Annotated in this window: 18 protein-coding genes; 14 read left to right on the forward strand and 4 right to left on the reverse strand. The window is 72.3% G+C overall.

Annotated features, from left to right (window positions below):
- The first annotated feature begins 75 nt into the window (after nucleotides 1–75).
- Both ABZ937_RS29165 and ABZ937_RS29170 read left to right on the forward strand, forming a co-directional pair.
- Nucleotides 76–1410 (forward strand): hemolysin family protein, encoded by a 1335-nt coding sequence (locus ABZ937_RS29165; RefSeq protein WP_361696311.1) that lies wholly within the window; start codon nucleotides 76–78, stop codon nucleotides 1408–1410.
- Nucleotides 1407–2492 (forward strand): hemolysin family protein, encoded by a 1086-nt coding sequence (locus ABZ937_RS29170; protein ID WP_361696312.1) that lies wholly within the window; start codon nucleotides 1407–1409, stop codon nucleotides 2490–2492. Before ABZ937_RS29165 ends, ABZ937_RS29170 begins: the two co-directional genes overlap by 4 nt.
- Nucleotides 2493–2571: 79 nt before the next feature.
- Here the strand turns inward: ABZ937_RS29170 and ABZ937_RS29175 are convergent, their stop codons facing one another.
- Together ABZ937_RS29175 and ABZ937_RS29180 are read right to left on the reverse strand one after the other, a co-directional pair.
- Nucleotides 2572–4443: an AAA family ATPase gene (locus ABZ937_RS29175; RefSeq protein ID WP_361696313.1), complete on the reverse strand. Its 1872-nt coding sequence runs from the start codon at nucleotides 4441–4443 to the stop codon at nucleotides 2572–2574.
- A gap of 430 nt (nucleotides 4444–4873) precedes the next feature.
- Entirely contained in the window at nucleotides 4874–5542 is a 669-nt protein-coding gene (locus ABZ937_RS29180; RefSeq protein WP_361696374.1) for a hypothetical protein, read from the reverse strand.
- Nucleotides 5543–5757: 215 nt separating this feature from the next.
- Here ABZ937_RS29180 and ABZ937_RS29185 point away from each other — a divergent pair, with 215 nt between their 5' ends.
- From ABZ937_RS29185 to ABZ937_RS29205, 5 genes are all read left to right on the forward strand, one after another.
- Entirely contained in the window at nucleotides 5758–6714 is a 957-nt protein-coding gene (locus ABZ937_RS29185) for a hypothetical protein (protein WP_361696314.1), read from the forward strand.
- 46 nt (nucleotides 6715–6760) lie between these two features.
- A complete protein-coding gene (locus ABZ937_RS29190; protein WP_361696315.1) occupies nucleotides 6761–8299 on the forward strand; it encodes an amino acid permease in 1539 nt (512 codons plus the stop codon).
- A gap of 251 nt (nucleotides 8300–8550) precedes the next feature.
- Nucleotides 8551–9915 (forward strand): peptidase C39 family protein, encoded by a 1365-nt coding sequence (locus ABZ937_RS29195; RefSeq protein WP_361696316.1) that lies wholly within the window; start codon nucleotides 8551–8553, stop codon nucleotides 9913–9915.
- 114 nt (nucleotides 9916–10029) lie between these two features.
- Complete coding sequence (locus tag ABZ937_RS29200; protein ID WP_361696317.1) at nucleotides 10030–10170, forward strand: SCO1431 family membrane protein; 141 nt, start codon at nucleotides 10030–10032, stop codon at nucleotides 10168–10170.
- A gap of 100 nt (nucleotides 10171–10270) precedes the next feature.
- On the forward strand, nucleotides 10271–10918 hold the full coding sequence (locus ABZ937_RS29205; protein WP_361696318.1) for a TetR/AcrR family transcriptional regulator: 648 nt from the start codon (nucleotides 10271–10273) through the stop codon (nucleotides 10916–10918).
- 55 nt (nucleotides 10919–10973) lie between these two features.
- Here ABZ937_RS29205 and ABZ937_RS29210 read toward each other — a convergent pair whose 3' ends face one another.
- Nucleotides 10974–12203: a glycoside hydrolase family 18 protein gene (locus tag ABZ937_RS29210; protein ID WP_361696319.1), complete on the reverse strand. Its 1230-nt coding sequence runs from the start codon at nucleotides 12201–12203 to the stop codon at nucleotides 10974–10976.
- 327 nt (nucleotides 12204–12530) lie between these two features.
- Here ABZ937_RS29210 and ABZ937_RS29215 point away from each other — a divergent pair, with 327 nt between their 5' ends.
- The 3 genes from ABZ937_RS29215 to ABZ937_RS29225 all read left to right on the forward strand — a co-directional run bounded on the left by ABZ937_RS29215 (nucleotide 12531) and on the right by ABZ937_RS29225 (nucleotide 16259).
- Nucleotides 12531–13703: an acyl-CoA dehydrogenase family protein gene (locus ABZ937_RS29215; protein ID WP_361696320.1), complete on the forward strand. Its 1173-nt coding sequence runs from the start codon at nucleotides 12531–12533 to the stop codon at nucleotides 13701–13703.
- A gap of 343 nt (nucleotides 13704–14046) precedes the next feature.
- On the forward strand, nucleotides 14047–15147 hold the full coding sequence (locus tag ABZ937_RS29220; protein WP_361696321.1) for a hypothetical protein: 1101 nt from the start codon (nucleotides 14047–14049) through the stop codon (nucleotides 15145–15147).
- 14 nt (nucleotides 15148–15161) lie between these two features.
- Nucleotides 15162–16259: a phosphotransferase family protein gene (locus ABZ937_RS29225; RefSeq protein WP_361696322.1), complete on the forward strand. Its 1098-nt coding sequence runs from the start codon at nucleotides 15162–15164 to the stop codon at nucleotides 16257–16259.
- A gap of 6 nt (nucleotides 16260–16265) precedes the next feature.
- Here the strand turns inward: ABZ937_RS29225 and ABZ937_RS29230 are convergent, their stop codons facing one another.
- Nucleotides 16266–16700, reverse strand: coding sequence for a hypothetical protein (locus ABZ937_RS29230; RefSeq protein WP_361696323.1), 435 nt, complete (start codon nucleotides 16698–16700; stop codon nucleotides 16266–16268).
- A gap of 234 nt (nucleotides 16701–16934) precedes the next feature.
- On the opposite strand from ABZ937_RS29230, the gene ABZ937_RS29235 reads away from it, so the two are divergent.
- The 4 genes from ABZ937_RS29235 (at nucleotide 16935) to fxsA (ending at nucleotide 21024) form a co-directional block, all read left to right on the forward strand.
- Nucleotides 16935–17375: an Lrp/AsnC family transcriptional regulator gene (locus ABZ937_RS29235; RefSeq protein ID WP_201825251.1), complete on the forward strand. Its 441-nt coding sequence runs from the start codon at nucleotides 16935–16937 to the stop codon at nucleotides 17373–17375.
- A gap of 66 nt (nucleotides 17376–17441) precedes the next feature.
- Nucleotides 17442–19049 (forward strand): amidohydrolase, encoded by a 1608-nt coding sequence (locus ABZ937_RS29240; RefSeq protein WP_361696324.1) that lies wholly within the window; start codon nucleotides 17442–17444, stop codon nucleotides 19047–19049.
- Between the two features lie 554 nt (nucleotides 19050–19603).
- Complete coding sequence (locus ABZ937_RS29245) at nucleotides 19604–20398, forward strand: polyprenol monophosphomannose synthase (protein ID WP_361696325.1); 795 nt, start codon at nucleotides 19604–19606, stop codon at nucleotides 20396–20398.
- 71 nt (nucleotides 20399–20469) lie between these two features.
- Nucleotides 20470–21024: an FxsA family membrane protein gene (gene fxsA / locus ABZ937_RS29250; protein ID WP_361696326.1), complete on the forward strand. Its 555-nt coding sequence runs from the start codon at nucleotides 20470–20472 to the stop codon at nucleotides 21022–21024.
- Nucleotides 21025–21111: the final 87 nt, after the last annotated feature.

Genomic DNA, 21111 nt, shown 5'->3' on the forward strand with positions numbered 1-21111 from the left:
CCCTCCGGCGATGGACGGATCGTCCTGTAGTACCTGCGCCACCCCTGCCCGACATAACGGGAAGGCGGTGGCAGCGTGACCATCTCACTGCTGCTCCTCGGAGCGGCGTTCCTGCTGATTCTCGCCAACGGATTCTTCGTGGCGGCGGAGTTCGGCCTGGTGACCGTCGAGCGGCCCGAGGCCGAGAAGGCCGCCGCCGACGGCGACGCCCGCGCCCGCACGGTCGTGGAGTCGCTGAAGGAGCTGTCCTTCCAGCTCTCCGGCACCCAGCTCGGCATCACCATCACCTCCCTGGTCGTCGGCATGCTCGCCGAACCGGCCCTGGCCGGGCTGCTGCACGCCCCGTTCGCCGCGCTCGGCATCCCCGAGGGTGCCGCCTCCGGCGTCGCCGTGGTCGTCGGCATGCTGCTGGCCTCCGCGATCCAGATGGTGATCGGTGAACTCGTGCCCAAGAACTGGGCGGTCTCCCGGCCCTTGCAGGTCGCGCGCTTCGTAGCCGGCCCGCAGCACCGTTTCGCCCGCCTGTTCCGCCCGGTGATCTCCGCGCTGAACACGGTCGCCAACCGGCTGGTCCGGGCCCTCGGCGTCGAACCCGCCGAGGAGCTGGCCTCCGCCCGCACCCCGGGCGAACTCGTCTCCCTGGCTCGGCACTCCGCCCAGGCCGGCGCCCTGGAGCAGGACACGGCCGATCTGTTCGTCCGCACCCTGTCCCTGGGCGAGCTGACCGCACAGCACGTCATGACCCCGCGCGTGAAGGTGAGCGCCCTGCAGGCCTCGGCCACCGCCGAGGACGTGGTGAACCTCACCCGGGCCACCGGCCTGTCCCGCTTCCCCGTCTACCGGGAGAAGATCGACGAGATCGTCGGCATGGCCCACCTCAAGGACGCGCTGGCCGTCCCGGTCCACGACCGGCTGCGCACCCCGGTCGGCCGTATCGCCCGCAAGGCGCTCCTGGTCCCCGAGACCCTGCCCGTCCAGCCGCTGCTGGCGCGGCTGCGCAGCGAGCAGCCCATCGCGGTCGTCGTGGACGAGTACGGCGGCACGGCCGGCGTGGTCACCCTGGAGGACATCGTCGAGGAACTGGTCGGCGAGGTCCGCGACGAGCACGACGCCAAGGACATGCCCGAGCTGGCCCCCGCCCCGCCCGAGGACGGCAGGCCCGCCTGGGACGCCGACGGCAGCTGCCGCGTCGACATCCTGCTGCGCATAGGCCTCGACGTGCCCGAGGGGCCCTACGAGACCGTCGCCGGCCTGGTCGCCGATCTGCTCGGCCGGATCCCGGCCCCCGGTGACAAGGCCGAGCTGCCCGGCTGGCGGCTCTCGGTCCGTCAGGTCGGCCACTACCGCGCCGAACGGGTCCGCCTGGTCAGGACGGCCCCGGCGGTCAACGTGATGGAGGCCGCCCGATGAGCGTCCTCCAACTGGTCTTCGCCGCGCTGCTCGTGCTCGCCAACGGCTTCTTCGTCGGCGCCGAGTTCGCGCTGGTCTCCGTCCGCCGCAGCCAGATCGAACCGCTCGGCACCGCCCGGGCCCGCCAGGTCCTGTACGGCCTGGAGCGGCTGCCGCAGATGATGGCCGCCGCCCAGTTCGGCATCACCGTCTGCTCCCTGACGCTGGGCGCGGTGGCCGAGCCGACGGTGGCGCGGCTGCTGGAGCCGCTGTTCGAGTGGATCCGCCTCCCGCACGGCGTGATCCACCCGCTGGGCTATGTCATCGCCCTGGCCGCCGTGGTCTTCTTCCACCTGGTCATCGGCGAGATGGTGCCGAAGAACCTCGCCATGGCGGCGCCCGAGAAGGCGGCCCTCTGGCTGAGCCCGGGACTGGTCTGGTTCGCCCGCCTCTGCCGGCCGATCACGGTGGCCCTCGGCGCCTGCGCCCAGGGCATCCTGCGGCTGTTCCGGGTCGAGCCGAAGGACGAGGTGGAGGCGGTCGTCACCACCGAGCAGCTCAACCGCCTGCTGGAGGACTCCGGTCAGGCGGGCCTCCTCGCCCCCGAGGAGCAGGAGCGCCTGGAGGACGCCCTGGAGCTGGGCTCCCGCCCGGTGACGGACGTCCTGCTGCGCCGGGAGTCCCTGGTCACGGTGACCCCGTCCATCACCCCGGGCGAGATCGTGGAGCTGACGGCCCGCACCGGCTACTCCCGCTTCCCCGTCTCGGCCACGGAGAAGGGGCCCTTCATGGGCTACGTCCACGTGAAGGACGTCCTCGACCTGGAGGACTCCGACCGGGCCGTCCCGCAGCAGGTGTGGCGCCCCATGGCCACGCTCCGCGCCGAGCTGCCGCTCGACGACGCCCTCACCGTCATGCGCCGGGCCGCCACCCACCTGGCCCAGGTGGCCGACGCCTCCGGCAAGGTGCTCGGCCTGGTCGCGCTGGAGGACGTACTGGAACTCCTCGTCGGCGAGGTCCGGGACCCGGCACACCGGCAGACTCCCGAGGTCAAGCTGGCCGAACCGAGGGCGAGCGGGGAGCCGGAGGAGGCCATGGCGTAGGGGGTTTCGTCTGGATCAGCTCGGACCCGGGCTGATCCAGACGCAGCGCCCGACCCCACCCCCGCCCCGGCCGGCGGCGCTACATGGCCGACGGATCCTGCGGACCCCGGCCCGACAGCACTTCCCCGTACGCCTGCATCAGATCCGGCAACCGCAGCGTCGCCAGGTCGTCCCGGGACAGGGCCCCCGCGTACGTCGACAACCGCAGATCCCGGTACGCGCAGCTCTTCTCGTACAGCGTCCGCAGGAACCGCCCGTTGCCCAGCTCGTCGATCCACCCCTGATCGACCACGTGCCCGGCGATGGACCGCAGTTCCTCCAGCGCCTCCTCGTCCCACCGGTCCCCGTTCTCCGCCGCGAGGACCTTGCCGATCTCGGTGAGTTCCAGCGGCCGGTAGGACGGGAAGTCCACCCGGGTCGTGAACCGGGACGACAGGCCGGGGTTCGCGGCGAGCAGCCGGTCCATGCCCTCCGGGTAGCCGGCCAGGATCACCACCAGGTGGTCCCGGTTGTCCTCGGCCCGCTTCAGCAGCACCTGAAGTGCCTCGTCGCCGTACGCGTCCCCCTTGCCGTACCCGGAGTTGGACAGCGAGTACGCCTCGTCCACGAACAGCACCCCGCCGATCGCGGAGTCGATCAGCTCGTTGGCCTTCACGGCCGTCTGCCCGAGGTACTCGCCGACCAGGTCGGCGCGCTGGGCCTCCACGAGGTGGTCGCCGCCGAGCAGGCCCAGGGCGTAGAACACCCGGCCCAGGATGCGCGCGACCGTGGTCTTGCCCGTGCCGGACGGGCCGGAGAAGACGAAGTGCCGCTTGGGCGGCTGCACCGGCAGGCCCTGCCCGGCCCGCAGCCGCGCCATGTTCAACTGCGCGGACAACGCCTTGACCTGGCGCTTCACCGGTTCGAGCCCCACCATGCGCTCCAGCTCGGCGAGCGCCTCCTCCAGCAGGGCGGGGTCGGTCGGCCCGGCCGGGATCGGCGAGGCGGACACCCCGGACACGCCGGTCTTCGTCCGCACCGAGGGATCGGTCACCGACGGCAGGGGCCCGGTCGGCAGATCGGGCTCCGGCAGCCGCAGATCCCGGCCCTCCGTCCCGAACAGCGGATCGAACCCGTCCGGCCCGTCCACGGTGTCCTGCCCCGCGCCGGTCAGCGTGATCGAGGCGAGGTCGGCCGTGTCGTCGTACCCGTCGCCCGCGGCGATCGCGGCGAGCCGGGCGGAGGTGTCCATGAAGGCCGGGTCGACCCGGTGCACCGCCCGGTACAGGGGGAGCGCGGCGGCGCTGCGGCCGGTGCCCTCATGGGCCCGGGCCAGCCAGTACCGCAGCTCCTTGCGCTGCGGCTGCTCGCTGCGGCACCGCATCAGCGCCGCCGACAGCAGCGGTTCGGCCTGGCCGTACATCTCCAGCCGGACCCGGGCCATGCCGCCGAACAGGCCGGCCTCGATGCCCAGCATGGGATCGTCCAGCAGCGGGTCGGTGTGCCGGACCAGCTGCTCCCAGTCCTTGACCAGATAGGCGCGGCAGGAGTGCAGGAAGCGGACCTGGGCGTCGGCGTCCACCGGGGGGAGCCCGGCGAGGGCGCGGTCCAGCTCGGGCACGTGCCGGCCGTCCAGCCAGTGGGAGGCGTGCGCCAGCAGCAGATCGCGCGGGCTCTCCAGCACCGGCTGCACCCACCAGCCCAGCCAGTACCAGGAGTTGAGGGGGCGGCGGTGCCGGGTGCGCTGTTCGCCGAAGCGCTCGCGGTGCCGGAACATCCGCAGCAGCGCGGTGGTGGTGTCGACCCGGAGCGCGTGCAGCCCGAGCCAGGCGTCCGCCATGCCCGGGTCCATCCGCACCGCGGTGCGGAACTCCTCCTCCGCCTGCGGATAGGCACCCATCGTGTAGGCGTCCACCCCCCGCAGCCAGGCGAGGTCGGCCGGGGCCTCGGGGCCCTGCGTGCCGAAGTCCATCACGTCCCCCCACAGACCGTGTCCCCGTGGTTCACCACCGGGCAGTCGCCCGACGGCCGCCGCGGTCGAACCGCTGTGCCGCGGACCGGAGTTGCCGGTGCGCGAGGCAGCCGCCCGAAGGTCGCACCGAGGGCATCGTACCCGCGGTACGTGTGCCTGCCGAAGGGTGCCGCACGGGGCGTTCGACGAGGTGGGAGCAGACGGGGCGCACGGGGTTTCGTGACCGAGGGTGAGAGAACCGGTGCGCGGGGCCGCCGGAAAACCGGCGTGCGGGCAGAACGAAGCCCCCGGTCACGGGGGAACAACCGGGGGCTTCGCGTCGGTGGGCGGCTCCGAAAGCCGCACATTGAGAACGTAAGTCCTGTACGGCCCCCGGGTCAAGCGGAGTTGGGGCACTCGAAGAAGTTGTCCGGCAAGGCTCTTCACAACTTCACCACATCGCGGACGGTCCATCACTCAGCGTCACATGCGGCCCGGCTTCACGAGCCGCGCCCGGTCCCGGCAGTACCTCGTACCCCTCACGCCGCCGCAGCACCAGGAGATCGGCATGGGGGCGCGAAGGATCGGCGGCGAAGTGCGCGCGCTCCGCCGCGACCCAGCCGTCCCAGAACTCCTGTTGCTCCACCCCGTCCCGCAGCCGGCCGCACGCCCAGGACTCCGCCCTGGGCACCTCCATCCACAGCAGCCGGGCGAGATGCGGTCGCAGCGCCCGGCGGCCGGCGCCGACGCCCTCGACCAGGACGACGGGCGCGGCGGGCAGCGGGCGGGGGGCGCCGAAGGCGCGGGCCCGCCAGTCGTAGGGGGTGTAGTGCGCGCTCTCGCCGCGCGCCAGGGGTTCGATCACCTGGGTGATGAGCCGGCCGGTCCAGGCGAAGAGCTGCTCATGGCTGGCGATGTCGTCGAGATGGAGCACCGGGGCCCCGCCCAGCGCGTCCGCCAGCCGCCCGGCGAAGGTGGACTTCCCGGAGCCGGCGTGCCCGTCGACGCCGATCAGCCGGACCGGTCCCAGTGAAGGGGGGAGCCCGCGCAGCCGGGCGGCGAGGTCGTGAATGGCGATTCCCGAGGTGTGGTGCGATGTGGGGCGATTTCCGGGAAACAGTCTAGTGGCGGCCCGTGGCGACGGGTCGGGCGGGCGTCGGTGGGCGCGGCAAAAGTCGCATGTTGAACCACCGGCTGGCGGCCAGTCAATGGCGTCGATAAAACATTCCGAATCCCTGACCGATATGTCGAATTCGGCGTTTCCGGTGTGCCCGACGCTGAGTAAGGTGCCTCCTGCGCAACGTGATGCGTCGAGCGGGGACCGGCAGGGGGGACATGGCCGCGGAGTTATTCGAAGGGCACTACGTATGGCATCCGGCGGCCGACGACCGCGTCCTGGCGAGCGTATGCGTCGATGTGCGCGCCGGACGTTATCGATACGCCTCCGAGGCGCTCGCCGAGACCCGTTCCGACTTCGCCCTGCGCGCCCACCGCTCGCTGGTGCTCGCCTCCGAGGCGGCCGGCACCGATCTGGTGGAACGCTGGCTCGCCGAGGAGCCGACGCCCGAGGCCGCGCTGATGTGGGCCCGGGTCGCGGTACAGCGCGCCCTGCACGCCGCCGACGCGCGCGACGACCGGGCCGAGGCGCTGGAGCGGATCGCGCTGACCGCCTGCGACCGGGCCGCCGAGGCCGCCCCCGCCGACCCCACCCCCTGGGTGGCCCGGCTCGCCATGGCCCGGCTGCACCGGCTGCGCGACCCCGCCCCGCAGGGTCTGCTCACCGCCCCGCCCGGCCCCTGGCGGCTGTTCGCGCACGTCCTGTCCCTGGACCCCTGGCACCGCGAGGCCCATCACCGCTTCCTGTCCTGCTTCTTCACCCGGTACGGCGGCTCGGTCACCGCGGCCTGGGACGTGGCCGCCTTCCTCAGCCAGCGGGCGCCCGCCGACTCCGCCCTCCGGCTGCTGCCCCTGGTGGCCCTGGTGGAGAGCTACAACCCCACCCAGTTGCTCGCCGACCGGGTCTGGGAGCAGCCCCAGTGGCGGTCCACCGCGCTGGCGATCTACCAGAACTGGCTGCCCGCGGTGGCCGGATACCGCTTCACCCCGGTGCTCGATCTCGCCTACCTCGCGCACGCGCTGGTCATGGCCCAGCGCGAGTTCGAGGCCCGGGCGGTCTTCACGGCGATGGGCCCGTACGCCTCGCGCATGCCCTGGAGCGCCTTCGGCGACCCCGCCGAGCAGCTCTCCCGGGCCCGGCGCGCCTGCGGTCTGCCCGTCCCCGGACCCGGCTGACCACCCTCGTCCCCCCTCATCCCCCCATCGAGAGAAAGGCCGATCTGTGTCGGAACGGATGTCGACTCCCCGGGCGCGCGCCCGCGCGGCGGACACCGTCGTGCTCGACGACGACGCCACCCTGCACGCGATGGGTTATCCGCGCAAGCTCACCCGACGCTTCCAGGCGTTCGACAATTTCGCGATCTCCTTCACCATCATCAATATCCTCTCGGGCATTTTCTCGTCCTTCGGATTCGGTATGAACGCGGGCGGGCCCCGCATTCTCGTGTTCGGCTGGATCGGTGTCTCGGTGATGGTGCTCCTCATCGGCGCGGCCATGGCGGAAGTCGCCTCCGCCTATCCGACGAGCGGCGCCCTCTATTTCTCCGCCGGCAAACTCGCCAAACGGCACAAGGGCGCCTGGTCGTGGTTCACGGGCTGGCTGAACTTCGTGGGCCAGATCGGCGGCACCGCCGCCACCGGATACGCCGCCGCCACCTTCATCCAGGTGTTCGTGCAGCTGCAGTGGCCCTCGTACCGGCCGACCGTGCACCAGACGGTCCTGATCACGGCTCTGATCATCGTGCTGCAGGGCCTCGCGAACACGTACACCGTCCAGCTCGTCGCCGTACTGAACCGCATTTCCGTGTGGTGGCTGCTGATCGGACTCGTCGTGATCGTGGGTGCACTCATAGTGATGCCCGACCAGCATCAGTCGGCGTCCTTCATCACGCATTTCGAGAACAACACCGGCTTCACTAGCGGGCTTTACGGCGGCATGCTCGGCCTGCTGGTCACCAGCTGGACCTTCACCGGGTTCGACGGCAGCTTCCACATGTCCGAGGAAACGGTCCGCGCGACGGTCAGCGCCCCGAAGGGCATCATGCGTGCCATCGGCTATTCGGCGGTCACGGGCCTGATCCTGATGCTGGCACTGGTCTACAGCATCGGCGACTACGCCGAGGTGGCCGGCGCGGCCGCCCCGCCCGTCCAGATCCTCATCGACGGCCTCGGCCTGCGCACCGCCAAGGTGATGCTCCTCATCGTCATCGGCGCGATGCTCTTCTGCGGTCTCGCCAACCTCACCAGCAACACCCGGCAGATCTTCGCCTTCTCCCGGGACGGCGCCATGCCCGGCTCCCGCTGGTGGCACTCGGTCTCGCCGCGCACCCGTACCCCGGTGAAGGCGGTGTGGCTCGCGGTCGCCTGCTCGCTGGCCCTGGTGGTGCCGGGCTGGTGGTCGCACACGGCGTTCACCGCCATCGTCAGCGTCAACGTGGTCGGCCTCTTCCTCGCCTACGCCGTACCGATCTTCCTGCGGCTGCGGCTCGGTGACGCGTTCCAGCCCGGCCCCTGGCACCTGGGCCGGTGGGGCAGGCCGATCGGGTGGCTCGCGGTGACCTGGATCCTGCTCAGCAGCGTCCTGTTCATGCTGCCGCAGGCCTCGCCGATCACCGTCGACTCCTTCAACTACGCGCCGATCGCGCTCGCCGCCGTCCTGCTGGTGGCCACGGTGTGGTGGTTCGCCACGGCCCGCCGCCGCTTCCAGGGTCCGGTCAGCTACGGCCGCCCCGACGAGGTCGCGGCGATGGATCTCGTCTGACCGTGTCCGGGTGCGGGCGTGTGGGGGCTGGCCGCGCAGTTCCCCGCGCCCCCAGGGCGTCGCAGTGGCGGCGGCTTCACAGCCCCGCCGCCGCGGGCAAGTGACGCCCACCCCCGGCCACGCCCCGCCAGTGGCCCAGACCAATATTCGTGCCGCGGCATGCCCCGAAGTGCTGGCAGGCGGATCCCCCCTGCTCCATAGTTGGCGCACCGGACCAGCCCGACTCGGACACCCTGGGGGTCATCGCGCCCATGAGCAGAGCCCAACAGCCGTCCCGCAGAACCGTCCTTGCCGTGGCCGTCGCCGCCGCGGTGACCGGCACCTCGGCCGCCACGGCCGCCGCCGCACCGGAATCCGCCGCCGACGACCCCGGCCGGCCGCAGGCCCGCCCGATCGACCACCACGCCTGGACCACGTACCGCGACTGGCGCTGCGGCACCGCCGAGGGCGCCCGGGCCGTCTCCGGCCGGCGCCCCGGCGTCGTGATCGGCGCCCCCGCCGGCCGCACCGACTACACCGACCCGCACACCGGCACCACCGCCACCTGGGAGTACGCCACCTGGACCTCCCCGGAGCACCGGCTCACCGTGCCCGCGACCGAGGTCGTCGCCTCCTGGAACGCGCACACCCCCGACGGCACCTGGCTCCAGGTCGAGCTGGGGGGCACGTACTCCGACGGCACCGACACCCCCTGGTACGTGATGGGCCGCTGGGCGGCCGGCGACCAGGACATCAAGCGGACCTCGGTGGACGACCAGACCGACGGCAAGAGCACCATCTGGACCGACACCTTCTCCATCGACGACGCGAGCACCGGGCTGCGCCTGTCGTCGTACCGGCTGCGCCTCACCCTCTACCGCCGGCCCGGCACGCACCGCACCCCCACCGTCTGGCGGCTCGGCGCGATGGGCTCGGACATCCCCGACCGCTTCACCGTGCCGGCCTCCACCCCCGGCCTCGCCCAGGAACTGGCCGTCCCGCGCTACTCGCAGGAGATCCACAAGGGCCAGTACCCCGAGTACGACAACGGCGGCGAGGCCTGGTGCAGCCCCACCTCCTCGCAGATGATCATCGAGTACTGGGGCGGCCGGCTCACCCCCGAGCAGCTGTCCTGGGTCGACCCGTCCTACGCCGACCCGCAGGTCGACCACGCGGCCCGGTTCACCTACGACCACCAGTACGAGGGCTGCGGCAACTGGCCCTTCAACGCCGCCTACGCGGCCACCTTCGAGGGCCTGCAGGGCGTGGTCACCCGGCTCGCCTCCCTGACCGACCTGGAGACGCTGATCGCGGCCGGCATCCCGGCCATAACGTCCCAGTCCTTCCTGAAGGGCGAGCTGACCGGCGCCGGGTACGGCACCTCCGGGCACCTGATGACCGTGATCGGCTTCACGGCGGACGGCGACGTGATCGCGAACGATCCCGCCTCGGCCGACGACGCGGCGGTGCGGCGGGTCTATCTGCGCCGGGAATTCGAGAACATCTGGCTGCGGACCAAGCGGTACAACGCCTCCGGCAAGGTCGTCTCCGGCACCGGAGGGGTCTGCTACCTCTACTTCCCGGCCCATCCGACCCCGCACCAGCGCCGGGCGCTCGCGGTGGTGGGCGTGCACTGACCTGCGGCGCGACGTGTGACCAAGCTCATCGCCGCGAACGCCGTCGCGGGTGGCAAGGTGGACGAATGGGTGGGGAAGTCCATGTCCGTACGTCAGACGTCTGAGAGTGACAGCATGACCGCACACCCCGCCACCGCCGCCCGCGTCCGCACCGGCGGCCCCCGGGAAGACGGCCCCAAGATCGTCGAGCACGTCATGGGCTGGGTCCTCGTCGCGGTGTTCGCGATGCTCGTGACCCAGCTCGGCCTGCTCTGAACGGCCGCGCACGCGCCTCGGCGTCAACCGCTCACACGTGCGGCATGTTCTGACATACTGCGGATGTCCCGTCGCGCCTAGACCAGGGTCGATCTTGAACATGCCGCAGCAGCGTGCCGCCACCCAGGTGCGCGGCACCGAGCGCTCGACCGCGCGTCGCGCCGAACTCATCGCCATCGGGCGGAAGTTGTTCGCCGACACGTCCTACGACGCGCTCTCCATGGACGACATCGCGCGCCAGGCGCAGGTCGCCAAGGGCCTGATCTACTACTACTTCCGGTCCAAGCGCGGCTACTACCTGGCGATCGTCCAGGACTCGGTCGCCGACCTGGTCACCTCCGCCGCCGGCGGCCTCCAGCTGCCCGCCGTGGACCGGGTGCACCGCACCATCGACGGCTATCTGCGCTACGCCGAACACCACCAGGCCGCGTACCGCACCATCGTCAGCGGCGGCGTCGGCTTCGACACCGAGGTGCACGCGATACGGGACGGTGTGCGCGAGGCGATCATCGCCACCATCGCCGAAGGGGCCTACGGCCGCGGCGACATCGCCCCGCTGGCCCGGATGGGCCTGCTCTCCTGGGTGTGTGGCGTGGAGGGTGCCACCCTGGACTGGATCGACCGCCCCGGACTGTCCCGCGACGCCATGCGCGAGCTGCTGGTGAAGACGCTCGGCGGCGCCCTGCGCGCCATCGAGGAACTGGACCCCGCCTACCCGGCCCCGCCGCCCGCCCGCCGCGACGCCTGAACGCGGGGGAGCGGAGGCCGATGGCCCCCGCTCCCCGTTGCGCCCCGGTGCGGGGCTAGTTGATCGCCTTGATCAGCTCACCGTTCGTGGTGTCGCCGCTCAGCTCCCAGAAGAAGGTGCCGCCGAGGCCCTGCTGGTTCTTGTACGTCATCTTCGTGCCGATGGTCGCCGGGGTGTCGTAACTCCACCAGTTGTTCCCGCACTTGGCGTACGCCGTGCCGCCCACGGTGCCGGTCGCCGGGCACTTGGTCCTGAGCACCTTGTAGTCGTCGATGCCCTGCTCGTACGTCCCCGCAGCCGGGCCCGTGGCCGTGCCGCCGGGCGCCGCCTGCGTGACGCCGGTCCAGCCGCGCCCGTAGAAGCCGATGCCGAGCAGCAGCTTGGACGCCGGTATGCCGAGGCCCTTCAGCTTGGCGATGGTCGCCGAGGTGGAGAAGTTCGCCTTCGGGATGCCCGAGTAGGAGTTCAGCGGGGAGTGCGGGGCGGTCGGGCCGGCCGCGTCCCAGGCGCCGAAGTAGTCGTACGTCATCGGGTTGTACCAGTCGACGTACTGGGCCGCGCCCGCGTAGTCGGCCGCGTCGATCTTGCCGCCGCTGGAGGCGTCGGCGGTGATCGCCGCGGTGACCAGGTTGCCGGAGCCGAACTTCGACCGCAGGGCGGCCATGACGTTCTTGAAGGCGTTCCGGCCGCTGGTGTCGCAGGTGTTGCCGCAGGCGTTCGGGTACTCCCAGTCGATGTCGATGCCGTCGAAGACGCCCGCCCACTTGGAGTTCTTCACCAGGTCGTAGCAGGACTGGGCGAAGGCGGCCGGGTTCTTCGCGGCCTCGCCGAAGCCGCTGGACCAGGTCCAGCCGCCGAAGGACCACAGGACCTTCAGGCCCGGGTGCTTCTTCTTCAGCTTCAGCAGCTGGTTGAAGTTGCCGCGCAGCGGCTGGTCCCAGGTGTCGGCGACGCCGTCGACGGACTCGGCGGCGGTGTAGGCCCGGTCGGTGGCCGCGTAGGAGTCGCCCATGGCGCACTTGCCGCCGGTGACGTTGCCGAAGGCGTAGTTGACATGGGTCAGCTTGGCCGCGGAGCCGGAGGTCTCGATGTTCTTGACGTAGTACTTGCGGTCGTAGGTGCCCCATTCGGTGAAGTAGCCGACGACCTTGGAGCCGGCCGTCAGTCGCGGGGTGCTCGGTGCCGCCGCGGTCGCCGTGCCGGTGCCGGCCAGCAGACCGGCACCGAGGGCGGCGGTACACGCGGCCGAGACCAGCGCCCGGACCAGGGAGCGGGGAGTGTGCATCGGGTGTCTCCTCGTGGGGGGAGGGGAACGCGCGCCGATTGGCATGAACGCGGTAAAGCGTTGGTCATGCACAGTAGGAGGACTAGACCAGTAGGTCAATGGTTCGGACCAATTTCGGCCCCGGTGGAGGCCGCGAGTGGAATCCTGAAGTAAGCGGTCGTTAACTGGTGACTGGAGGTCGCCGATCGGGCATACTCACAGCGCATGCCGCTGGTCAGCAGCTTCCGAGACCCGGGAGCGGGCGCCTTCGGCAGAGCGCGATCAGGCGGAGCCGCCCCCATCCACGGGCCGTGCCGCCGGTGTCCGAACAGGGAGGAGCCCGACGCCATGTCCGACCGCGACCCGCAGCCGGTGGAGCGTCAACTGCCCACGGAAGAGGCGAGGGATCTGCTCGCCCTCGTCCGGGAGATCGCCCAGCGCGAGATCGCGCCCCGGGCCGCGGAGGAGGAGGACGCGGGACGCTTCCCGCGCGAGATCTTCACCCTGCTCTCCGAATCCGGCCTGCTGGGCCTGCCGTACTCCGCCGAGTACGGCGGCGGCGACCAGCCGTACGAGGTCTACCTCCAGGTCCTGGAGGAGCTGGCCGCGGCCCGGCTCACCGTCGGCCTCGGCGTCAGCGTCCACACGCTCGCGTCCTACGCGCTCGCCACCTACGGCACCAAGCAGCAGCAGGTCGAGCACCTGCCCGCGATGCTGGGCGGCGGCCTGCTCGGCGCCTACTGCCTGTCCGAGCCGTCCTCCGGCTCCGACGCGGCCTCCCTGCGCACCAAGGCCGTGCGGGAGGAGAGCGGGTGGGTGATCACCGGCACCAAGGCCTGGATCACGCACGGCGGCATCGCCGACTTCTACACCGTGATGGCCCGCACCGGCGAGGACGGCCCGCGCGGGATCACCGCCTTCCTCGTGCCCGGCGACGCGCCCGGGCTGAGCGGCGCGGCGCCCGAGAAGAAGATGGGCATGAAGGGCTCGCCCACCGCGCAGGTGCACTTCGACGGCGTCCGCGTCCCGGACGACCGGCGCCTCGGCGAGGAGGGCCAGGGCTTCTCCATCGCCCTGTCCGCGCTCGACTCCGGCCGGCTCGGCATCGCGGCCTGCGCCATCGGCCTCGCCCAGGCCGCGCTGGACGAGGCGGTCCGCTACGCCGGCCAGCGCCGCCAGTTCGGCCGGCCCATCGCCGACTTCCAGGGCCTGCGCTTCATGATCGCCGACATGGCCACCCAGATCGAGGCCGGTCGCGCGCTGTACCTCGCCGCGGCCCGGCTGCGGGACGCGGGCAAGCCGTTCGCCAAGCAGGCCGCCATGGCCAAGCTGCACTGCACCGACACGGCCATGAAGGTCACCACGGACGCGGTGCAGATACTGGGCGGATACGGCTACACCGCCGACTTCCCGGCCGAGCGCTACATGCGCGAGGCCAAGGTCCTGCAGATCGTCGAGGGCACCAACCAGATCCAGCGGATGGTCATCGCCCGTCACGTAGCCGGGCCGGAAGGTCGCTGAACTGGCCCGTGCGGACCGTCGGGGCCGCCAGCCTGACCCACTCCGGGTCATGGCGGCCCGGCAGGGTGCGGCCCCGGTCGGCCCAGGTCCGCAGGAGGTCGCGGTAGATGGGCGGGTCCTGCGGGGCGGGAGGCGGAACCGATTCTGCGGGGCGGGGGACGAAGATGTGGCGCTGACGCCCGGTCGCCCAGTACGTGGGGGTCATACCCGGGCAACGCGGTGACAGCCGGACAGGTCACCCCCTGGCGGAATCGCGCGTCAGTCCATACCCGTCCGGTTCACCCCCTGGCCTCCTCCGGTCAGCTGACGTACCGTCAGCTGACCATCGACCAGGGGGGTGTCCGTGGCCGACGACCGACCCGTACCGCTCGACGAGTACCCCGTGCACCAGGTGCCGCTCTCCATGAAGCACGTGGCGACCGGCGACCGGAACGCCTACGACCGCTGCATCTTCCACGTCTTCGACCACACCGGCCGCGCCCTGCTCATCCTCGGCCTCGGCGTCTACCCCAACCTGGGCGTGATCGACGCCTACGCCACCCTCCGCACCGGCGACACCCTGCACGCCGTGCGCGCCTCGGACGCCCTCGGCGAGGACCGGATGCGGCTCGCCGTCGGACCGCTGCGCATCGAGGTCGTACGGCCCCTCCAGCGCCTGCGCCTCGTCTGCGCGGACGAACACCTGTCGTACGACCTCACCTGGACCGCCGCCTTCCCGGCCCTGTGGGAGCCGCACCACCTCCAGCGCCGGGGCGACCGGCTCACCCTGGAGGGGCGCCGCTTCGTCCAGGCGGGCCGGGTGACGGGGCTGATCCGCGCGGACGGCACGGAGTTCGCCGTCTCCGCGGAGGGCTGGACCGGCACCCGGGACCGCAGCTGGGGCGTCCGCCCGCTGCCGGGCGAGGACGGCGGCCGGCTCGCCGCGGACCACCCCACCGAGGGCTTCCACTGGATCTGGTGCCCGGTCCGCTTCGAGGACCGCTTCCTGATGGTCGTCACCCAGGAGGACGCCGACGGCTACCGCACCCTGAACGACGCCACCCTCGTCGTCCCCGGCCGGCGGGACCGCCAACTGGGCTGGCCGCACGCCGAGATCAGCTACCGCTCCGGCACCCGGCACCCCGAGCGCGCCGTCGTCCGCCTCGGCGATCCCCGCAAGCCGCAGGAGCTGGAGGTGGAGATCCTCGCCTCCTCACCGCTCGCGATCGGCGCGGGCTACCCGCCGGCCGACGACTGGCAGCACGGGACCTGGCAGGGCAGCGGCTGGGTGGACCGCCGTACCTACGACATGACGGCGCCGCACCCCCTCGCCGGCTACGGCGTCACCGACCACTCCGCCCGCTTCCGGCTGGACGGGCGCACCGGATACGGGATCTTCGAGCACGGCTCGTTCGGCCGGCACGACCCGAGCGGCTTCACGGGCTTCGACTCGACGGCACCGTAAGGGGGTTCCACGACATGGCCACGGCACCGCGTCCCCGCACCAGCACCCGCGACCCCGAGGAGCTGACCCGGCGCCTCACCGCCTGGCTCGGCACCCGGCTGCCCGGCGCCGAGGCGGTCGGCGTCACCGTCCCGGCCTCCAACGGCATGTCCAGCGAGACCCTCCTGTTCGACCTCGACCACCCCCGACCGCCGGTCCGGTCCTGCGCGTTGCGGCTCGCGGCGGACCCGGCGGCGTACACCGTCTTCCCCGAGTACGACATGACCCGCCAGTACCGCACCCTGCGGCTCGTGGCCGAGCACACGGACGTGCCCGTGCCCCGGGTGCTGTGGCTGGAGGAGGACCCGGGCGCGCTCGGGGCGCCGTTCTTCGTCATGGAACGGGTCGCGGGACGCGTGCCCCCGGACGTCATGCCGTACACCTACGAGGGCAGTTGGCTGCAGGCGGCGAGCGACGCCGAACGCGCGCACCTGGAAGCGGCCACGGTCGGGCTGTTGGCCCGGCTGCACGACCAAGTACCCGTCTCCCAAGCGGAGTTCCTCGCGCTGCCGGGCCCGGGAGACGCGCTGCGCCGGCATGTGGCGGCCCAACGCGCCTACTACGCCTGGGTGATCGACGGTCTCGCCCGCTCGCCCCTCATCGAGGCCGCGTTCGACCGGCTGGAGCAGCTCTGGCCGGACGATCCCGGCGAACCCGTCCTCACCTGGGGCGACGCGCGCATCGGGAACGTCGTCTACGACGGCTTCGAGCCCGTCGCCGTGCTGGACTGGGAGATGGCGGCGCTCGCCCCGCGCGAGGTCGACCTCGGCTGGACGATCTATCTGCACCGCTTCTTCCACGACCTCACGACCGGCTCCGGGCAGCGCGGGCTGCCCGGCTTCCTGCGCCGCGACCGCGTCGAGGCCCGCTACGCGCGGCTGACCGGCCACACCCCGCGGGACATGGACTTCTACACCCTGTACGCCGCCCTGCGGCACGCGATCGTCATGCTGCGCGTCGCCTACCGCCAGGCGTACTTCGGGGAGGTCGCCGTCCCGGCGGACCCGGACGCACTGATCCTGCACCACGACAGCCTGCGCGCCATGGTGCAGGGCACCTACTGGGTGGGGTGAGGAGGCTCAGGCCGCCTGGCGGCGCATGTCCGGCACGCGCATCGGGCGCGAGCCCGGGCCGCCGACGTGCGAGAAGGGCTGCGTCCGCCAGTTCAGACCCTGGGGGAGCGTCAGCAGCAGCGCGGTGTCCTGCTCCTGCGGCTCGACGGACTCGTCGGCGGGGTGGGCGTCGGCCGCCGAACGGCCCGTACCCGCGCACACCGTGAGCCCGAACGGGTTCCACGGCGAGGCGCACAGCGCGTGCTCCGGCAGGGACTCCTCGTCCGCCAGCAGCGCGATCGGCTGGGCGCAGTCCGGGCAGATCACCCGGAACATCTCGAAGGTGTCGTAGGCGTCCGGTTCCTCGTCGAAGAGGTCGGGTTCGACGCCCTCCGGCTCGGGCTCGGCGACGGGCTGCCGGCTCATGGACGCGGTTCGACCAGGGCGATGGGCACTCTGCATGGGATTCTCCCCCTAAGGCTGGGCCGTGAAGGCGCTGCGGCCTCGACCACAGCAAGCACTTCCCGTCCGCCCTCGGCGGTAATCACGAGAACATCACGGAGCCTGCTCCAAGTGTGTGTCGTTCGTCACATGCCGTATGCAGGTGCCCGTCCCGGTGCTTTTTCTCCCGAACGGGGAATGACCTGCGCCTCTCGGGTATCCGAGGAGATCAAGCGCACTGTAGGTTTTGGCGGCATGGAGGAGCTGGACCGTCAGATCGTGCAGCTGCTCGTCAAGGACGGGCGGATGAGCTACACAGACTTGGGCAAGGCCACGGGCCTGTCCACGTCGGCCGTGCACCAGCGGGTGCGCCGGCTGGAGCAGCGTGGCGTCATCCGCGGCTATGCCGCGGTGGTCGACCCCGAGGCCATCGGGCTGCCGATGACGGCGTTCATCTCGGTGAAACCGTTCGATCCCAGCGCCCCCGACGACATCGCGGACCGCCTCGCCGGCGTGCCCGAGATCGAGGCCTGCCACAGCGTGGCCGGCGACGAGAACTACATCCTCAAGGTGCGCGTCTCCACCCCGCACGAGCTGGAGGAACTGCTGGCCCGGCTGCGCTCGCTGGCAGGGGTGTCGACGCGGACGACGGTGGTGCTCTCCACGCCGTACGAGGCACGCCCGCCGAAGATCTGACGGCGCCGGGGGCCGTGGGGTGCCCCGAGTTCGGTCCAGGTCGGCCGAGGCGGGAAACTGTCGCCTATGAGTGAGCGCACCGCCGAGCCCCCCGAGACCGTCCTGCTCCGCCGTGGCGAGGTCCACAGCCCCGCGGACCCCTTCGCCACCGCGATGGTGGTGGAGCGCGGCCAGGTCGCCTGGGTCGGCTCCGAGGGCGCCGCCGACGCCTTCGCCGACGGCGTGGACGAGGTGGTCGACCTCGACGGCGCCCTGGTCACCCCGGCCTTCACCGACGCCCATGTGCACACCACCGCCACGGGCCTCGCCCTGACCGGCCTCGACCTGTCCGACGCCCCGTCCCTGGAGGCGGCCCTCGCGCTGGTCCGCGACTTCGCCGCCGCCCGCCCCGACGACCGGGTCCTGCTGGGCCACGGCTGGGACGCCGCCCGCTGGCCCGGCGGCCGGCCGCCGACCCGCGCGGAGCTGGACGAGGCCACCGGCGGACGCCCGCTGTACCTGTCCCGCATCGACGTCCACTCCGCGGTCGTCACGACCGCCCTGCTGGACCTGGTCCCGGCCGACGTCCCCCGCGAGGACGCCCCGCTCACCCGGGACGCCCACCACGCCGTGCGCGAGGCCGCCCTCGCCGCCATCACCCCCGCCCAGCGCGCCGAGGCGCAGCGCACCGCCCTGGCCCACGCGGCCTCCCTCGGCATCGGCACGGTGCACGAGTGCGGCGGCCCGCAGATCTCCTCCGAGGACGACTTCACGGCCCTCCTGAAGCTCGCCGGCGAGGTGCCGGGGCCCCGCGTCATCGGCTACTGGGCCGAGCAGAACGCCGACAAGGCTCGCGAACTGGGCGCCCACGGCGCCGCCGGTGACCTGTTCGTGGACGGCGCCCTCGGCTCGCACACCGCCTGCCTCCACGAGCCGTACGCCGACGCCGGCCACACCGGCACCGCCTACCTGGACGCCGACGCCGTCGCCGCGCACGTGGTGGCCTGCACGGAGGCGGGCCTGCAGGCCGGCTTCCACGCCATCGGCGACGCCGCCGTGGCCGCCGTGGTCGAGGGCGTGCGCGCCGCCGCCGACAAGGTGGGCCTCGCCCGGATCCGGGCCGCCCGGCACCGCGTCGAGCACGCCGAGATGCTCACCCCCGAGACCGTCGCCGGCTTCGCCGAGCTGGGCCTGATCGCCTCCGTCCAGCCGGCCTTCGACGCGCTGTGGGGCGGCGAGGACGGCATGTACGCCCGGCGGCTGGGCGTCGAGCGGGCCCGCACCCTCAACCCGTTCGCCGCGCTGCTGCGCTCCGGCGTACCGCTCGCCTTCGGCTCCGACAGCCCGGTCACCCCGCTCGACCCGTGGGGCACGGTCCGTGCCGCCGCCTTCCACCGCACACCCGAGCACCGGATCTCGGTCCGTGCCGCGTTCACCGCGCACACCCGCGGCGGCTGGCGGGCCATCGGCCGCGACGACGCCGGCGTCCTGGTCCCGGGCGCGCCCGCCGACTACGCCGTCTGGCGCACCGACGAGCTGATCGTGCAGGCCCCCGACGACCGGGTGGCCCGCTGGTCCACCGACCCGCGCTCCGGCACCCCCGGCCTGCCCGATCTCACTCCGGGCCGTGACCTGCCGGTCTGCCTGCGGACCGTGGTCGGGGGACGGACGGTGTTCGTACGGCCGGGCGAGTGATCTCCCGGGGCGGCGCGGCGGCGACCGGCGGCCAGGGCCCCGCCGCCCGACCTGCGCATCCTCCCCACCGGCCGCGGCGACGGGGTTGTCCACCCAGGTCAGGAGGCTGTTGACAGTCGGCGGCCAGGGGCCGGTAGGTTCGTCCGAGTCCACCACCGGACGCCCGACCGGGGAACGTTCAGGCGACTCGTCGCAGCGCCGCTGGGTCAGGGACGGTGTGCCGCACCGGGGCACCGTCGCTGGGAGCCAGGCTCAGCGCCCGCGCAGACGAGGGAACGTTCCAGCTGGTGGGCCAGGTGTGACCCGGGTGGGGCCCGGGCGCTCAGTAGACAACGGCTTTCGGTCGACCCGCAGCCAGCGGGCCCCAGGTCGGCCCGAAGGGCGCCGGGCCCCCATCCGTCGTGATACTCAGGTGCCGGGCGCTGGAAAGGTGCCGAAACACACTTTCTTACCCGGCTCTTGGGGAAACAACACCCCCGTACCCACGAGTCGGCGCGTCTTCCCAGGCCGCGGCCACTATGGTGGATCCCTGCGTACGACATGAAGGGGCAGCAGTGAACGACGGCGACGGGACCCTCGCGGCCAAGGCCCAGGGGAGGCAGTTCGGTCCGCTCGGCACGGCCTTGGTGATCATCCCGACCTACAACGAGGCGGAGAACATCAAGACCATCGTCGGCCGGGTACGCAAGGCCGTCCCCGAGGCGCACGTACTGATCGCGGACGACAACAGCCCCGACGGCACCGGCAAGCTCGCCGACGAGCTGGCCGCCGAGGACGACCACGTCCAGGTGCTGCACCGCAAGGGCAAGGAAGGCCTCGGCGCCGCCTACCTCGCGGGCTTCCGCTGGGGCCTGGAGCACGGCTACGGCGTGCTGATCGAGATGGACGCCGACGGCTCCCACCAGCCCGAGGAGCTGCCCCGGCTGCTCACCGCCCTCAAGGGCGCCGACCTGGTCCTCGGCTCCCGCTGGGTGCCCGGCGGCCGTGTGGTGAACTGGCCCAAGTCCCGTGAGTTCATCTCCCGCGGCGGCAGCCTCTACTCCCGCCTCGCCCTCGACCTGCCGCTGCGCGACATCACCGGCGGCTACCGCGCCTTCCGCCGCGAGACCCTGGAGGGCCTGGGCCTGGAGGAGGTCGCCTCGCAGGGCTACTGCTTCCAGGTCGACCTGGCCCGCCGCGCGGTCAAGGCCGGCTACCACGTGGTCGAGGTGCCGATCACCTTCGTGGAGCGCGAACTCGGCGACTCCAAGATGAGCAAGGACATCCTCGTCGAGGCGCTGTGGCGGGTCACCGCCTGGGGGGCGGGGGACCGGGTCGCGAAGCTCACCGGCAAGGACAAGCGCGCCTAGGACCGTGGGGCACAAGGCCGGCTGATCACACCCTTATCCCGTGCTGAGCTGCGCCCAGGCACACTGGGAGCATGACGACTGGCGCACCGACCTCCCCGTACACCGCCCGCCGCCGGCGTTCCCGGCTGCGCAGGTACCTGCCGCTGGGCATCGCCCTGTGGCTGGTGCTGGAGATCTGGCTGCTGACCCTGGTCGCGGGCGCGGCGGGCGGGCTCACGGTGTTCCTGCTGATCGTGGCGGGCATCGTGGCCGGTTCCGTGGTCATCAAGCGGGCCGGCCGGCGCGCCTTCCAGAGCCTGAACGAGGCGCTGCAGCAGGGCGGTTCGCCGGCGCGCGGCGGGGGCAACGGCCTGATGATGCTCGGCGGCCTGCTGCTGATGATCCCCGGTCTGGTCTCGGACGTGGCGGGCCTGCTCCTGCTGCTGCCGCCGGTCCAGAAGGCGGTGAGCCGCCTGACGGAGAACGCCCTGCAGCGGAGCCTTCGCAAGGCCGCGCCGGGCAGCCTGGGCGACGCGTTCCAGCAGGCCCGTATGCACCGGCCCGACGGCAAGGTGGTGCAGGGCGAGGTGATCAGGGAGGACCGCGGGCCCGAGCCGAGGGAGCAGCGGCCCCCGCTGGCGCGCTGAGCGTCCGCACCCGCACGCACAACGACCGCGGGGGGCGGGCGGGTATAAAAGTAGGGCGGCCCCCGGGGGGGGGGGGGGGTTTGGGCG

It is taken from the genome of Streptomyces sp. NPDC046727, assembly GCF_040645635.1.
Classification (GTDB): domain Bacteria; phylum Actinomycetota; class Actinomycetes; order Streptomycetales; family Streptomycetaceae; genus Streptomyces.

What these genes read in the sequence shown, in the direction of transcription:
- ABZ937_RS29170 (WP_361696312.1), top strand. Translation starts at nt 1,407, where the DNA reads ATGAGCGTCCTCCAACTGGTCTTCGCCGCGCTGCTCGTGCTCGCCAAC.
- ABZ937_RS29175 (WP_361696313.1), bottom strand. Translation starts at nt 4,443, where the DNA reads ATGGACTTCGGCACGCAGGGCCCCGAGGCCCCGGCCGACCTCGCCTGG.
- ABZ937_RS29185 (WP_361696314.1), top strand. Translation starts at nt 5,758, where the DNA reads ATGGCCGCGGAGTTATTCGAAGGGCACTACGTATGGCATCCGGCGGCC.
- ABZ937_RS29195 (WP_361696316.1), top strand. Translation starts at nt 8,551, where the DNA reads ATGAGCAGAGCCCAACAGCCGTCCCGCAGAACCGTCCTTGCCGTGGCC.
- ABZ937_RS29200 (WP_361696317.1), top strand. Translation starts at nt 10,030, where the DNA reads ATGACCGCACACCCCGCCACCGCCGCCCGCGTCCGCACCGGCGGCCCC.
- ABZ937_RS29205 (WP_361696318.1), top strand. Translation starts at nt 10,271, where the DNA reads ATGCCGCAGCAGCGTGCCGCCACCCAGGTGCGCGGCACCGAGCGCTCG.
- ABZ937_RS29210 (WP_361696319.1), bottom strand. Translation starts at nt 12,203, where the DNA reads ATGCACACTCCCCGCTCCCTGGTCCGGGCGCTGGTCTCGGCCGCGTGT.
- ABZ937_RS29215 (WP_361696320.1), top strand. Translation starts at nt 12,531, where the DNA reads ATGTCCGACCGCGACCCGCAGCCGGTGGAGCGTCAACTGCCCACGGAA.
- ABZ937_RS29225 (WP_361696322.1), top strand. Translation starts at nt 15,162, where the DNA reads ATGGCCACGGCACCGCGTCCCCGCACCAGCACCCGCGACCCCGAGGAG.
- ABZ937_RS29230 (WP_361696323.1), bottom strand. Translation starts at nt 16,700, where the DNA reads ATGCAGAGTGCCCATCGCCCTGGTCGAACCGCGTCCATGAGCCGGCAG.
- ABZ937_RS29235 (WP_201825251.1), top strand. Translation starts at nt 16,935, where the DNA reads ATGGAGGAGCTGGACCGTCAGATCGTGCAGCTGCTCGTCAAGGACGGG.
- ABZ937_RS29240 (WP_361696324.1), top strand. Translation starts at nt 17,442, where the DNA reads ATGAGTGAGCGCACCGCCGAGCCCCCCGAGACCGTCCTGCTCCGCCGT.
- fxsA (WP_361696326.1), top strand. Translation starts at nt 20,470, where the DNA reads ATGACGACTGGCGCACCGACCTCCCCGTACACCGCCCGCCGCCGGCGT.